Genomic DNA, 13,562 nt, shown 5'->3' with positions numbered 1-13,562 from the left:
ATTTATGACCACCGATACCCTGAAACTGATCCTTGAAGACACCGATGGCACCCAGCTGGAAACCTCCTGCACCCGCGTTGCCGTGGTCTGGCAGGGCAAGGAAGTCTGGATCCAGCACGACGGCCGTGGCCAACTGCTGATCGGTGTGGACGTGGAAGAAGGCGACGCCGAGTACGCCAACCTGCTGATGCGCCCACTGGCCACCAACCTGATGAGCCTGCAACTGGAAATGGAGCCGGCTGACGTCGAAGGTGATGACGACGATCACGTCCACGGCCCTGGCTGCAACCACTAAGGAAGCTGCTTATGCTCGCCCTCGGCAAACTGCTTGAACTGACCCTCGCCGGTCGTGAACCGGCGCAAAAAATTCAACTGACTGTCGACGGCGTGCAGATGCGCTGGCTCAGCGAGGGCGCGCTCGAAGTGCGCCCGCCGCAGGCGTTGGACAACGGCTGCGACCTGCTGCTGTCGTCCGGCATCCATGGCAACGAAACGGCGCCGATCGAACTGCTCGACCGCCTGTTGCATGGCATCGCCCGTGGGGAGATCAAACCCCGCAGCCGTATTCTGTTCCTGTTCGGCAACCCCGAGGCCATGCGCCGCGGCGAGCGTTACCTGGAACTGGACGTCAACCGGCTGTTCAACGGCCGTCACGAACAAAACATCGGCCCGGAGGCCATGCGCGCCGCCGAGCTTGAGCAACTGGCCCGCACGTTCTTCAGCCTGCCGGGCCGCTCGCGCCTGCATTACGACCTGCACACTGCCATTCGCGGCTCGAAGATCGAGCAGTTCGCGCTGTACCCGTGGAAGGAAGGCCGCCCGCATTCGCGCCACGAACTGGCCCGTTTGTGCGCGGCCGGCATGCACGCGGTGCTGTTGCAGAACAAAACCTCCATCACCTTCACCGCGTTTACCTACGAGCAGCTGGGCGCCGAAGCCTTCACCCTGGAATTGGGCAAGGCCCGGCCGTTCGGGCAGAACCAGGGCGTGGATGTTTCCCGCCTGGAGACGCGCCTCAAGCACATCATCGAAGGCACCGAACCTGCCACCGAGAGCCTGGAAGGGCTGCAGCTGTTTGCGGTGTCGCGTGAAGTGATCAAGCACAGCGACGCGTTCCTGCTGCACTTGCCGGCGGATGTGGAAAACTTCTCGCCGCTGCCCAAGGGTTATCTGCTGGCCGAAGACGTGGCCAAGACCCGCTGGGTGATCGAGGAGGAGGGCGCGCGCATCATCTTCCCGAACCCGAAGGTGAAGAATGGTTTGCGGGCGGGGATATTGATTGTGCCGACCACGGATGTCGGGTTGGCATAAAACTCAAGACTTAGCTGAATCTAAATGTGGGAGCGGGCTTGCTCGCGAAGGCGGTCTGTCAGTCATTTATAGGTTGACTGACACTCCGCTTTCGCGAGCAAGCCCGCTCCCACATTGGTTTTGCGGTGTGCTTTAGACTGCTACGGCACGCGGCTCACTGCGGCGAATTGCGCGAACCTTGTGCAGCGTATCGGCGCAGGTGCGCGCAGCTTCCTGGCCCTTGTGCACGAAGTGCTCGTAGAAAAAGGTGTGGTGCTCAGTGCCCGCATGGAAGTGATGCGGTGTCAGCGATACCGAGAACACCGGCACTTCAGTTTCCAGCTGCACTTGCATCAGGCCGCTGACCACCGATTGGGCGACGAATTCGTGACGGTAGATGCCGCCGTCCACCACCAGTGCAGCGGCAACGATACCGGCGTAACGGCCGGTCTTGGCCAACAGCTTGGCATGCAGGGGCAGTTCAAAGGCGCCGCCGACTTCGAAGAAATCAATGTCCGATTCCTGGTAGCCCTGGGCGATCATTTCGGCGAGGAAGCCTTTGCGGGATTGGTCGACAATATCCTTGTGCCAGCAGGCCTGGATAAACGCGACGCGCTCGCCGTGATGGTTTTTGCTTTTGCTGTCGATTGCGGTGGGTTGCATGTTCTGACTCCTGTTTAAGAAAAAAACAGGGCGTTATGAATCGAATGGGATTTAAGGGTACGAACCACTGCGTCATGCAAGCATGAACCCAGCGCGCGGCCCTTAGGTGCCAATCCCGTTCTCTCTTCATCCGGACTATGACCGTCGGCCCCGGGATCACACCGGGTCTGCTGACCTTGTCGCCGTCCTGCGTGAGCAGTTCGAGGCGCCAAGCGCTCGCGGGCTATGCACCTTGCGTGCAATTACCGCCGGTGGGGAATTACACCCCGCCCTGAGAACGTTGCCGCCAGAACCCTGGCGGCGGAGAGTTTTTAACATGGTTTTTCGAAAACTGCACGATTGCCGTATCGATAACCTATATCGGTTTGTTTGGTTGGTATTCGATTGAAGTGAGTGGGGGCTTGATATTGCGTGGCTTTGCCCGCAGTAATCATCCATAAAAGGCACTTACCTAACCCGTTAGAGGCGTGTTTCATGTCTGTGATCGACCTGCGTAGCGACACCGTGACCCAACCCACCCCCGGCATGCGCGACGCGATGGCCAGTGCCGTCAGCGGCGACGATGTCTACGGCGAAGACCCCAGCGTCAACCACCTGGAGGCTGAACTGGCCAAGCGCCTGGGGTTCGACGCGGCGTTGTTCGTGCCCACTGGCACCATGAGCAACCTGCTGGCGTTGATGGCCCACTGTGAGCGCGGCGAGGAATACATCGTCGGCCAGCAGGCCCACACCTACAAATACGAAGGCGGTGGCGCGGCTGTGCTCGGTTCGATCCAGCCGCAGCCGTTGGAAGTGCAGGCGGACGGCTCCCTTGACTTGAATCACGTGCTGGCGGCGATCAAGCCCGATGACTTCCACTTCGCCCGCACCCGCCTGCTGGCGCTGGAAAACACCATGCAGGGCAAAGTATTGCCGCTGGAGTACCTGGCGAAGGCCCGCGCGTTTACCCGTGAACATGGCCTGGCCCTGCATCTGGACGGTGCGCGGGTCTATAACGCGGCAGTCAAGCTGGGCGTCGATGTGTGGGAAATTGCCCAGCATTTCGACTCGGTGTCGGTGTGCCTGTCCAAAGGCCTGGGCGCGCCGATTGGCTCGGTGTTGTGTGGCTCCACGGCGTTGATCGCCAAGGCGCGCCGCCTGCGCAAGATGGTCGGCGGCGGTATGCGCCAGGCCGGTTCCCTGGCGGCAGCAGGGCTGTATGCCTTGGATCATCAGGTGCAGCGCCTGGCCGATGACCATGCCAATGCCCAGTGGCTGGGTGATGAACTGCGCAAGGCTGGCTACACGGTGGAGCCGGTGCAGACCAACATGGTCTATGTGGATATCGGTGATCGGGCCCAGGCCTTGAAGGTGTTTGCCGCCGAACGCGGGATCAAGTTGAGCGCCGCGTCGCGCCTGCGCATGGTCACTCACTTGGACGTCAGCCGGGCACAGATCGAGCAAGTGCTGGCGACATTCGTCGAGTTTTCCCGAAAATGACAGTGCAGACCGTCTAATTGACTGTTTCTATCACATAAACACGCTGTACCACGGGCAAAGGGCCGATATAATGCGGCCCTTTGCCGTCGCTCCGTCTGATGACGTTTAGCACTGGCCTTTGGCCGCAGCCTCCGTGGAAGAACCTAATGAAAAGCGCAGAAATCCGTGAAGCCTTCCTTCGCTTCTTCGAAGAGCAAGGTCACACCCGTGTCGCCTCCAGCTCCTTGATCCCAGGCAATGACCCAACCCTGCTGTTCACTAACGCGGGGATGAACCAGTTCAAGGACTGCTTCCTGGGCCAGGAAAAACGCGCCTACACCCGCGCCACCAGCAGCCAGAAGTGCGTACGCGCCGGCGGCAAGAACAGCGACCTGGAAAACGTTGGTTACACCGCTCGCCACCACACGTTCTTCGAGATGCTGGGTAACTTCAGCTTCGGTGACTATTTCAAGAAAGATGCGATTACCTTCGCCTGGACCTTCCTCACCGGCGTGTTGAAGCTGCCCAAGGAAAAGCTCTGGGTCACCGTCTACGCGACGGACGACGAAGCGTATGACATCTGGACCCAAGAGATCGGTGTGCCGGCCGAGCGGATGATTCGCATCGGCGACAACAAAGGCGCGCCTTACGCGTCCGATAACTTCTGGACCATGGGCGATACCGGCCCGTGCGGCCCTTGCACCGAGATTTTCTACGATCACGGCGCCGACATCTGGGGCGGCCCGCCGGGCTCGCCGGAAGAAGACGGCGACCGTTACATCGAAATCTGGAACAACGTGTTCATGCAGTTCAACCGCACCGCCGATGGCGTGTTGCATCCGCTGCCTGCACCGTCGGTCGACACCGGCATGGGCCTGGAGCGGATCAGTGCGGTGATGCAGCACGTTCACTCCAACTACGAGATCGACCTGTTCACCAACCTGCTGAGCGCTTCGGCTGCGGCGATTGGTTGCGCCAACGACAACCAGTCTTCGCTCAAGGTGGTGTCCGACCACATCCGTTCCTGCGGCTTCCTGATCGCCGACGGCGTGTTGCCGTCGAACGAAGGCCGTGGCTACGTGCTGCGCCGCATCATCCGTCGCGCCTGCCGTCACGGTAACAAGCTGGGCGCTACCGGCAGCTTCTTCTACAAGATCGTTGCCGCGCTGGTGGCCGAGATGGGCGATGCCTTCCCGGAACTCAAGCAGCAGCAAGCCAACATCGAGCGCGTGCTCAAGGCTGAAGAAGAGCAGTTCTCCAAGACCCTGGAGCACGGCTTGAAGATTCTTGAGCAGGACCTGGCTGAGCTCAAAGGCACCGTGGTGCCGGGCGATGTGGTGTTCAAGCTGTACGACACTTACGGTTTCCCGATGGACCTGACCGCCGACATCGCGCGTGAGCGCGAGCTGACCGTCGATGAGGCGGGTTTTGAGCGTGAGATGGAAGCCCAGCGTGTACGTGCGCGTTCCGCCAGCTCCTTTGGCCTGGACTACAACACCCTGGTCAAGGTGGATGTGGCCACCCAGTTCACGGGCTACAAGGCTACCGTTGGCTCGGCCAAGATTGTTGCGATCTATAAAGACGGCAAATCGGTCGACGTGTTGAACGAAGGCGAAGAGGCTGTAGTGGTCCTGGACCAGACGCCGTTCTACGCCGAGTCCGGTGGCCAGGTGGGTGACTGTGGCTTCTTGAGCTCCACCTCCGGCCGCTTTGAGGTGCGCGACACCACCAAGACCGGTGGTGCATTCCTGCACCACGGTGTGTTGGTGTTGGGCAACTTGACCGTCGGCGCGCCGGTAGACACTCAGGTGGATGCCGACGTACGGCATGCAACTGCCTTGAACCATTCTGCCACTCACTTGCTGCACGCCGCGTTGCGTCAGGTGTTGGGTGAGCATGTGCAGCAGAAGGGATCGTTGGTCGATAGTCAGCGCCTGCGTTTCGACTTCAGCCATTTCGAGGCGATCAAGCCTGAGCAGTTGAAGGCGCTGGAAGACATCGTCAACGCCGAGATTCGCAAGAACACCCCGGTGGAAACCGAAGAAACCGATATCGAGACAGCCAAGCAAAAAGGCGCCATGGCGTTGTTTGGTGAGAAGTACGGCGACGAAGTGCGTGTACTGAGCATGGGCGGCAGCTTCTCGGTAGAACTGTGTGGTGGTATTCACGCCAACCGTACGGGCGACATCGGCCTGCTGAAAATCATCAGCGAAGGCGGTGTGGCCTCCGGTGTGCGGCGTATTGAGGCGGTCACCGGTGCTGCGGCCCTGGCCTACCTCAATGCGGCTGAAGAGCAACTCAAGGAAGCGGCCGGCCTGGTCAAGGGTAGCCGCGACAACCTGATCGACAAACTGTCCGCCGTACTGGAGCGCAACCGCGCGCTGGAGAAACAGCTGGAGCAGTTGCAAGCCAAGGCAGCCAGTGCGGCGGGCGACGATCTGTCGGCCTCGGCGCTGGACGTCAAGGGTGTGAAAGTCCTGGCGGTACGCCTGGACGGTCAGGACGGCAAGGCGCTGTTGGCCTTGGTCGATCAGTTGAAGAACAAGCTCGGCCGCGCAGTGATCCTGCTCGGCGGTGTCCATGAGGAGAAGGTCGTTCTGGTTGCCGGTGTAACCAAGGACCTGACTGGCCAACTCAAGGCCGGTGATTTGATGAAGCAAGCCGCCGCGGCAGTGGGCGGGAAGGGCGGTGGTCGTCCGGACATGGCGCAAGGCGGTGGTGTAGACGCTGGTGCCCTGGACGCGGCCCTGGCCCTGACCGTGCCGTTTGTCGAGGCTGGCATTTAAGGCGCTGGTAATGAGCCCATGGTCTAGTCATGGGCTCGCTCAGGTGCTGGAAAATTTGTTTATTGGGCACCCCTTTACGGGCTGAGGCGGCTTAGAAATGGCTTTGATCGTACAGAAATTTGGAGGCACCTCGGTCGGCTCTGTCGAAAGAATCGAGCAGGTCGCCGACAAGGTTAAGAAATTCCGCGACGCCGGCGACGACCTGGTGGTGGTGCTGTCGGCGATGAGCGGCGAGACCAATCGCCTGATCGATCTGGCCAAGGCAATCAGTGGTGATCAACAGCCGCTGCCGCGTGAGCTGGATGTGATCGTTTCCACCGGCGAGCAGGTGACGATTGCCTTGCTGGCCATGGCGCTGAACAAGCGTGGCGTGCCAGCCGTGTCCTACACTGGCAGTCAGGTGCGCATCCTCACCGACAGCGCACATACCAAGGCGCGCATCCTGCAGATTGATGATCAGAAAATCCGCACAGATCTGAAGGCCGGACGCGTGGTAGTAGTAGCCGGCTTCCAGGGTGTGGACGAGCACGGCAACATCACCACCCTCGGGCGTGGTGGTTCGGACACCACCGGCGTGGCCCTGGCAGCCGCGCTGAAGGCTGATGAATGCCAGATCTATACCGATGTGGACGGTGTGTACACCACCGACCCGCGTGTGGTGTCCGTGGCCCAGCGCCTGGACAAGATCACCTTTGAAGAGATGCTGGAAATGGCCAGCCTCGGATCCAAAGTGTTGCAGATCCGTGCGGTGGAGTTCGCCGGCAAGTACAACGTTCCGCTGCGCGTATTGCACAGCTTCAAAGAGGGTCCGGGCACCCTCATTACTATTGATGAAGAGGAATCCATGGAACAGCCGATCATTTCCGGCATCGCTTTCAACCGCGATGAAGCCAAGCTGACGATCCGTGGCGTGCCAGACACCCCCGGCGTGGCCTTCAAGATCCTCGGTCCTATCAGTGGCGCGAACATTGAAGTCGACATGATCGTGCAGAACGTTTCGCACGATAACACCACCGATTTCACCTTCACCGTGCACCGTAACGAGTACGATGCGGCGGAGCGGATCCTGCAGAACACCGCGAGCGAGATTGGCGCCCGTGAAGTGGTTGGCGATACCAAGATTGCCAAGGTGTCGATCGTGGGCGTGGGCATGCGTTCCCATGCCGGCGTTGCCAGCCGCATGTTCGAGGCCCTGGCCAAGGAAAGCATCAACATCCAGATGATCTCCACCTCGGAAATCAAAGTCTCGGTGGTGATCGAAGAGAAGTACCTGGAACTGGCTGTACGCGCGCTGCATACCGCTTTTGAGCTGGACGCTCCGGCCCGACAGGGCGAGTGATGCGATACCTGGAAGGCGCGGCTTACCGCGCCTTTCATTTTTTTGTAGGGCGCATGTTCTTTTTGGTGCGCTCGACAATACTTAGGCGAGTAGGGCTATGACCTTTGGGTCGTAGGTTGAAGGCCTTTTTTTTGCAGACTGTTGTTCCTGAACTGAAATGCGTGAGGAGAAAGGTATGCTGATTCTGACTCGTCGTTGCGCAGAAAGCCTGATTATCGGTGATGGCGAAATCACCGTGACCGTGCTCGGCGTTAAAGGCAATCAAGTACGTATTGGGGTTAACGCTCCGAAAGAGGTAGCGGTCCACCGCGAGGAAATCTACCTGCGGATCAAGAAAGAGAAGGACGAAGAACCAAGCCTTTAATTTTTATCGTTTTTTATGTTTGCAAACGGGGATGAACGTGGTTAATATACGCCCCGTGTTGCGGAGAGCTGGCCGAGTGGCCGAAGGCGCTCCCCTGCTAAGGGAGTACACCTCAAAAGGGTGTCGGGGGTTCGAATCCCCCGTTCTCCGCCATTATTTGCTTAGTACGTTGCAATCTGGTTTTTTCGGTAAGTTGTTGAAATTGCTCGAAAAAATAGCTTTACATAGAGATTGAACGGCCTATAATGCGCGGCAACAAATGCACTCGTAGCTCAGCTGGATAGAGTACTCGGCTACGAACCGAGCGGTCACAGGTTCGAATCCTGTCGAGTGCACCATTTAAGAGTCAGTTGCAGCGATGCAGGTGACTCGGCTTCAACCAGTTGTGATCTGGTCTAAAAACACAATCTGCACTCGTAGCTCAGCTGGATAGAGTACTCGGCTACGAACCGAGCGGTCACAGGTTCGAATCCTGTCGAGTGCACCATACAAACAAAAAGCCCGCCTAGTGCGGGCTTTTTGCCGTCTGGGGTTTGTGTAGGATTTCATCTTTTTCTCCAGCGCCATGTGTTTTCCTTATCCGCTGCGTCGTCGCAGTTCTAGATGCAGCCAATGCTCAACTTTGGCTCGCAAGCGCTTGTTCTTTCCAGTTTTTTAACGTTTAAAACGGCCGGGCGGTGTATGATTGCGCCCGTCAGCCCCGCCGGGGCTTGTGGAATACCTCCATGGACTTACCCAGTAGTTGCTCAGTACCCCGTTTTTCCAATCACGAATTGACTGATTGATCCTTCCGGCGTGCCCCGCTGCTGGGAGTGGAGTTCGCCTATGACCGAAGTAGAAGTAAAGAAAACACAAGACAGCCTGCAGGATCGTTTGGCTCAAGTTATCGAGCTGCTGCAGCGCCAGCGCGTGGTCGAAGACCTCACGCACCGCCAGGAAGGTCCGCACCACGACCGCGTTGAAAACCTGGTGCACCGGCAAAACCTCGTCGAGTTGCAGCGCAAGCTCGACGACCTGCACTCCGCCGACGTCGCCTATATCCTCGAAGCTTTGCCGCTGCATGATCGACTGACTCTCTGGCAGTTGGTCAAGGCCGACCGCGACGGCGACATCCTCCTCGAAGTATCCGACTCGGTGCGTGAAACCCTGATCGCCGACATGGACGATCACGAGCTCCTGGCTGCAGCCAGGGAGATGGATGCCGACGAGCTGGCTGACCTTGCCCCTGAGCTGCCGCGTGATGTTGTCCATGAGCTGATGGAAGCGCTCGACAGCCAGCAGCGTGAGCGTGTGCGGTCCGCCTTGTCCTACGATGAGGACCAGGTCGGCGCGCTGATGGACTTCGAGATGGTCACCATCCGCGAAGACGTCAGCCTGGAAGTGGTATTGCGTTACCTGCGCCGCCTCAAAGAATTGCCCGGCCACACCGACAAATTGTTCGTGGTCGACTACGAAGGCATCCTCAAGGGCGTGTTGCCGATCAAGCGTCTGTTGGTGAATGATCCGGACAAGAAAGTTGCCGATTTGATGGCCAGCGATACGGTCAGTTTTCACCCGGATGAAGATGCCTACGAGGCCGCGCAGGCGTTTGAGCGTTATGACCTGATCTCGGCCCCGGTGGTCGACAAGAACGGCAAGCTGATCGGCCGTTTGACCATCGATGAAATGGTCGACCTGATTCGTGAAGAGAGTGAAACCGAAGTCCTCAACATGGCAGGTTTGCGTGAAGAGGAAGATATTTTTGCCTCGGTCTGGCGCTCTCTGCATAACCGTTGGGCATGGCTGGCGATCAACCTGATCACCGCCTTCATTGCCTCGCGCGTGATCGGTTTGTTTGAAGGCTCCATCGAGAAACTGGTGGCCCTTGCGGCACTCATGCCGATTGTGGCCGGTATCGGCGGCAACTCCGGTAATCAGACCATCACCATGATCGTGCGCGCGATGGCACTGGATCAGGTGAGTACTGCCAATTCCTCGCGCCTGCTGCGCAAAGAGTTGGCTGTTGGCCTGATCAATGGCTTGGTGTGGGGTGGCGTGATCGGTGTGGTGGCTTACTTGCTGTATGGCAGTTGGTCGCTGGGCGTCGTGATGACGGCCGCCATGACCCTCAACCTGCTGTTGGCGGCGTTGATGGGGGTGTTGATCCCGATGACCCTGGCGCGCATTGGGCGTGACCCTGCGATGGGTGCCAGCGTTATGATCACCGCTATGACCGACAGTGGTGGCTTCTTCATCTTCCTGGGTCTTGCGACCATATTCTTGCTCTGATCCCCTTCTGGGTGCGGGCTTGCTCGCGAATGCTGCCTGTCAATAATAGATAGGTTGACTGATCCACCGCATTCGCGAGCAAGCCCGCTCCCACACAAGCCCGCTTCGGGCATTCCTCAAAATGCGCGCAAAAAAAAGCCAGCACATGGCTGGCTTCGGCTTTCAACTGCAGATTAATTGGCTTCTGCGGCCGCCTCAACGTCGTGCGCGATAAGCGAGACGAGAGCATTTTGCTGGCGGTGGGAGAGCTGACGAAAACGCTGCAGCAGTTCGCGTTCGTGCAGTGACAGCTCGGGGCTGTCCAGGCGCATGCTCAACTCTTCGCCCAGCGCACCTTCCTGAATGAGGCTCTGTTCCAGGCGCGCGATGATTTCGGAGTTCATGCTGCGGTGATGATTGCGAGCCACCTCGGCAATGCGTTCCCGCATTCCGTCTGGCAGACGTACGACGAACTTGTCAGCCGTACGGCTGGAATAAATTGCCTGTTTCAATGGGCGCATATATTTAACCGGTTAGTTCAGGGGAGCGGTTTTTGGAATTGGCCGCAAGATGAGTGTTAAGACAAGGCTCACGACCAAAGTTCAACCCGAATTGCAAAGAGGCCGCATCATGCCTCAGATTTGACAGTTCCTTGGCGTCAATTCTGTGACAAATATTGAACTGCCTAAAGGCTTTATGCCAGCACTGATTTGTATTTTTGCGGACTGGTTTGAAAACTTTCCAACGAGTGATTCCGCAAGGGAACTTCTCGTAAGTCCAGGCTACGACAGGGTTTGAGGCCGCACATCCTATAGCAATATGGCCTTTTGCCCTTGTCTTTATGACTAAGGCTAAGACTAGTGGCATTTTGCCGATTTACTAGGCCAAGGCGACATAAGGTAGGGAGAGGTGACGCAAGGAGGGTCTTAGCGCAGCACGGGATCAAATTTGATGCGGCGGCCAACCAAGAGTGCGATGACCAGCAAGCCAGCGAACACGCTGCAGCCTATGAGCGCTGTGGTTTCGCCGTCTTGAGAGGAGGTGCTCAAGCCAAATACGCCGGTTGCCAGGGTCAGGCACAGGAATAACCAGGCGGACTTTGTCATAAAGGCTTCCTCAGAAAACCCAGTGTTCAGATACGGGCGCGGCCTGGGTGTCTTGAGTGACACGAATCGGTGACTGCACCGTAGGCGTCATCACCGCCAACTGCGGGCGCTGTTGCAGGTGGTGCGGTACTGGTTGGCTGATACGCGCGACGTCATCATGGGTTGACTGGAAATGGAACATGACCAGTGCAGCCAAGGCCACAGCGTTGAGGCTTAACAGAAGGGCGCTGTTCATGTGCTTGTTCTCCGCGGTGGCTGGGCCAAATGGTTCATAGGTTAAGTATTGCAGGTCCCGTGCCAACCAGTTAATTCAATAAAAACAATGGGTTAACTATGTTTTTAAGCGCCGCTTCGTTGCAATTTGCAATGCGGGCATTTTGAGGGAGTGCAATTTGCACGATGGCGCCAAGTGCCCGGCTTTGCACGGCGAAACCTGGGCCCTCTGTGCAAGGATCGGCCTACACTCAAAAAGCCAACGGACGACATGACAAAACCTACCCCGGCCGTTAACATGCACGCCGTCCGTCGCCGTGCCTTTGGCCCGATGGCTGTCATTTGTCCCAGTAGCTCAATTGGATAGAGCATCCCCCTCCTAAGGGGAAGGTTGGCCGTTCGAACCGGCCCTGGGACACCAGATTCAACGCCCCTGAAAATGCCCCGTACAGAGTGCTCTGGCGGGGCTTTTTTGTGGGTGTTCGTCAAACACCGGTCGAACCTTGCAGGCGATCGGGGTTCACAGCAGGTGCTCGATGTATTTATCGCAATCTGTGTACCTTGCACGCGACCATGCAACGTCTGAGCTATTAGCAAAATTATTCCCCGGATAAGGACTTATCGCCTGTCCGGACCCGGCAACCCCGGACTATCATGCCGATAGCCCTGTCTCTTACTGCAAGGAGCCGCTCGGAACGCCGATGCGCCAGATCTGGAAATCTTTTCGAGCCCTTTATTTCGCCTCCTTGATGATGCTGATCGGCTCCGGCCTGCTCAGTACTTACCTTGCCCTGCGCTTGGCGGCCGACCACGTCGACAGCCTGTGGGTGGGTGCGTTGATGGCGGCCAACTACTTCGGCCTGGTACTGGGCGGCAAGATCGGGCACCGCCTGATCGCCCGGGTCGGGCATATCCGTGCATATGCCACCTGTGCCGGGATTGTGGGTGCGGCGGTGTTGGGTCATGGCCTGGTTAACTGGTTGCCTGCCTGGATCGTGCTGCGGATGATCGTGGGCTTGGGCATGATGTGCCAGTACATGGTCATTGAAAGTTGGCTCAATGAGCAGGCGGACGCCAAGCAGCGTGGTGTGGTGTTCAGCGGTTACATGATCGCGTCCTATCTCGGCCTGGTGCTGGGTCAACTGATTCTTGTGATGCACCCCGAGCTCGGTCTCGAATTGTTGATGCTGGTCGCGCTGTGCTTTGCCCTGTGTCTGGTGCCGGTGGCCATGACTCGACGTATTCACCCGGCGCCCCTGCATCCCGCGCCGATGGAGCCGCGATTCTTTATCAAGCGAGTGCCGCAGTCGTTAAGCACTGTATTGGGTGCAGGCGTGATCGTGGGCTCGTTCTATGGTCTGGCACCGCTTTATGCCTCCCAGCAAGGCCTGACGACTGAGCAGGTCGGTTTGTTCATGGGGTGCTGCATTTTCGCCGGCCTGTTGGTGCAGTGGCCGCTGGGCTGGTTGTCGGACCGTTATGATCGGGCATTGCTGATTCGCTGCTTCGCCGGGTGCCTGGCCGTGGCGGCGTTGCCGCTGGCGATCATGACTCAGGTGCCGTTGGAAGTGCTTTTTATCGCAGGGTTTTTGTGTTCGTTGGTGCAGTTCTGCCTGTACCCGTTGGCGGTGGCATTTTCCAACGACCATGTGGAAGGTGATCGCCGTGTGTCGCTGACGGCCATGTTGCTGGTGACTTACGGTATTGGCGCGAGTGTCGGGCCGCTGTTGGCCGGTGTGGCGATGAAGCTGTTTGGCAGCCATATGCTGTATGCATTTTTCAGCCTGTGTGCAGTGATTCTGGTGTGGCGTATTCGGCCGAAGGCGGTGACCAACCTGCATCAGGTGGAGGATGCGCCGCTGCATCACGTGGCGATGCCCGACAGCATGTCCAGCTCGCCGTTGGTGGCGTGCCTGGACCCGCGGGTAGACGAGGCGGTGGTGCAGGAGCAAATGCAGAACGCCGTCCCGGAGCCGGAGTCTGAAACTGACCCGCAACAACCCGCCGATGAGCCGGCTTTCGAAGGGCCGCCAGAGCCTCTGGGGCCGGACGAACACCCGCACGACTTGAGCAGGGCGCGCCCCTGAAAGCAAAAA

The 13,562-nt window shown here is 58.4% G+C and carries 12 protein-coding genes, 4 tRNA genes and 1 riboswitch; of the genes, 12 read left to right on the top strand and 4 right to left on the bottom strand.

Features of this window, described 5'->3' with window-relative positions; translation table 11 throughout:
- The first annotated feature begins 4 nt into the window (after positions 1-4).
- Both ACA065_RS23545 and astE read left to right on the top strand, forming a co-directional pair.
- Entirely contained in the window at positions 5-295 is a 291-nt protein-coding gene (locus tag ACA065_RS23545; protein ID WP_497691735.1) for a topoisomerase II, read from the top strand.
- Positions 296-306: 11 nt separating this feature from the next.
- Positions 307-1,311, top strand: a complete 1,005-nt coding sequence (astE, locus tag ACA065_RS23540) for a succinylglutamate desuccinylase (RefSeq protein WP_497691734.1) — start codon at positions 307-309, stop codon at positions 1,309-1,311.
- Positions 1,312-1,443: 132 nt separating this feature from the next.
- Here the strand turns inward: astE and ACA065_RS23535 are convergent, their stop codons facing one another.
- Positions 1,444-1,953: a 6,7-dimethyl-8-ribityllumazine synthase gene (locus ACA065_RS23535; protein WP_242166764.1), complete on the bottom strand. Its 510-nt coding sequence runs from the start codon at positions 1,951-1,953 to the stop codon at positions 1,444-1,446.
- A 113-nt stretch (positions 1,954-2,066) separates the two neighbouring features.
- Positions 2,067-2,236, bottom strand: a riboswitch (FMN riboswitch).
- A 191-nt stretch (positions 2,237-2,427) separates the two neighbouring features.
- On the opposite strand from ACA065_RS23535, the gene ltaE reads away from it, so the two are divergent.
- From ltaE to mgtE, 8 genes are all read left to right on the top strand, one after another.
- Entirely contained in the window at positions 2,428-3,432 is a 1,005-nt protein-coding gene (ltaE, locus tag ACA065_RS23530) for a low-specificity L-threonine aldolase (RefSeq protein WP_497691733.1), read from the top strand.
- 146 nt (positions 3,433-3,578) lie between these two features.
- Complete coding sequence (gene alaS / locus ACA065_RS23525; RefSeq protein WP_497691732.1) at positions 3,579-6,197, top strand: alanine--tRNA ligase; 2,619 nt, start codon at positions 3,579-3,581, stop codon at positions 6,195-6,197.
- A gap of 97 nt (positions 6,198-6,294) precedes the next feature.
- Positions 6,295-7,536: an aspartate kinase gene (locus tag ACA065_RS23520; protein ID WP_424489160.1), complete on the top strand. Its 1,242-nt coding sequence runs from the start codon at positions 6,295-6,297 to the stop codon at positions 7,534-7,536.
- A gap of 175 nt (positions 7,537-7,711) precedes the next feature.
- Positions 7,712-7,900 (top strand): carbon storage regulator CsrA, encoded by a 189-nt coding sequence (gene csrA / locus ACA065_RS23515; RefSeq protein ID WP_003175645.1) that lies wholly within the window; start codon positions 7,712-7,714, stop codon positions 7,898-7,900.
- Between the two features lie 62 nt (positions 7,901-7,962).
- Positions 7,963-8,053, top strand: a tRNA-Ser gene (locus ACA065_RS23510).
- A gap of 108 nt (positions 8,054-8,161) precedes the next feature.
- A tRNA-Arg gene (locus ACA065_RS23505) sits at positions 8,162-8,238 on the top strand.
- A gap of 72 nt (positions 8,239-8,310) precedes the next feature.
- A tRNA-Arg gene (locus tag ACA065_RS23500) sits at positions 8,311-8,387 on the top strand.
- A gap of 338 nt (positions 8,388-8,725) precedes the next feature.
- The gene (mgtE, locus tag ACA065_RS23495; protein ID WP_497691731.1) at positions 8,726-10,168 is read left to right on the top strand and encodes a magnesium transporter; all 1,443 of its coding nucleotides are present in this window, start codon (positions 8,726-8,728) and stop codon (positions 10,166-10,168) included.
- Positions 10,169-10,341: 173 nt separating this feature from the next.
- On the opposite strand, the gene ACA065_RS23490 is transcribed toward mgtE, so the two are convergent.
- The 3 genes from ACA065_RS23490 to ACA065_RS23480 form a co-directional block, all read right to left on the bottom strand.
- Entirely contained in the window at positions 10,342-10,668 is a 327-nt protein-coding gene (locus tag ACA065_RS23490) for an Arc family DNA-binding protein (RefSeq protein WP_003193592.1), read from the bottom strand.
- A 405-nt stretch (positions 10,669-11,073) separates the two neighbouring features.
- On the bottom strand, positions 11,074-11,253 hold the full coding sequence (locus tag ACA065_RS23485) for a PA3371 family protein (protein ID WP_497691730.1): 180 nt from the start codon (positions 11,251-11,253) through the stop codon (positions 11,074-11,076).
- A gap of 10 nt (positions 11,254-11,263) precedes the next feature.
- The gene (locus ACA065_RS23480; protein ID WP_497691729.1) at positions 11,264-11,488 is read right to left on the bottom strand and encodes a hypothetical protein; all 225 of its coding nucleotides are present in this window, start codon (positions 11,486-11,488) and stop codon (positions 11,264-11,266) included.
- A gap of 322 nt (positions 11,489-11,810) precedes the next feature.
- On the opposite strand from ACA065_RS23480, the gene ACA065_RS23475 reads away from it, so the two are divergent.
- A tRNA-Arg gene (locus ACA065_RS23475) sits at positions 11,811-11,887 on the top strand.
- A 280-nt stretch (positions 11,888-12,167) separates the two neighbouring features.
- Positions 12,168-13,553: an MFS transporter gene (locus ACA065_RS23470; protein ID WP_497691728.1), complete on the top strand. Its 1,386-nt coding sequence runs from the start codon at positions 12,168-12,170 to the stop codon at positions 13,551-13,553.
- Positions 13,554-13,562: the final 9 nt, after the last annotated feature.

Source organism: Pseudomonas sp. LBUM1640 (assembly GCF_059716225.1).
Note: the sequence above shows the minus strand (reverse complement) of the source record. Positions and strands in the feature narration are given on the sequence as shown.

Bases quoted from the DNA above. Each gene is read 5' to 3' on its own strand.
- ACA065_RS23545 (WP_497691735.1), top strand. From the start codon at position 5: ATGACCACCGATACCCTGAAACTGATCCTTGAAGACACCGATGGCACC.
- astE (WP_497691734.1), top strand. From the start codon at position 307: ATGCTCGCCCTCGGCAAACTGCTTGAACTGACCCTCGCCGGTCGTGAA.
- ACA065_RS23535 (WP_242166764.1), bottom strand. From the start codon at position 1,953: ATGCAACCCACCGCAATCGACAGCAAAAGCAAAAACCATCACGGCGAG.
- ltaE (WP_497691733.1), top strand. From the start codon at position 2,428: ATGTCTGTGATCGACCTGCGTAGCGACACCGTGACCCAACCCACCCCC.
- alaS (WP_497691732.1), top strand. From the start codon at position 3,579: ATGAAAAGCGCAGAAATCCGTGAAGCCTTCCTTCGCTTCTTCGAAGAG.
- ACA065_RS23520 (WP_424489160.1), top strand. From the start codon at position 6,295: ATGGCTTTGATCGTACAGAAATTTGGAGGCACCTCGGTCGGCTCTGTC.
- csrA (WP_003175645.1), top strand. From the start codon at position 7,712: ATGCTGATTCTGACTCGTCGTTGCGCAGAAAGCCTGATTATCGGTGAT.
- mgtE (WP_497691731.1), top strand. From the start codon at position 8,726: ATGACCGAAGTAGAAGTAAAGAAAACACAAGACAGCCTGCAGGATCGT.
- ACA065_RS23490 (WP_003193592.1), bottom strand. From the start codon at position 10,668: ATGCGCCCATTGAAACAGGCAATTTATTCCAGCCGTACGGCTGACAAG.
- ACA065_RS23485 (WP_497691730.1), bottom strand. From the start codon at position 11,253: ATGACAAAGTCCGCCTGGTTATTCCTGTGCCTGACCCTGGCAACCGGC.
- ACA065_RS23480 (WP_497691729.1), bottom strand. From the start codon at position 11,488: ATGAACAGCGCCCTTCTGTTAAGCCTCAACGCTGTGGCCTTGGCTGCA.
- ACA065_RS23470 (WP_497691728.1), top strand. From the start codon at position 12,168: ATGCGCCAGATCTGGAAATCTTTTCGAGCCCTTTATTTCGCCTCCTTG.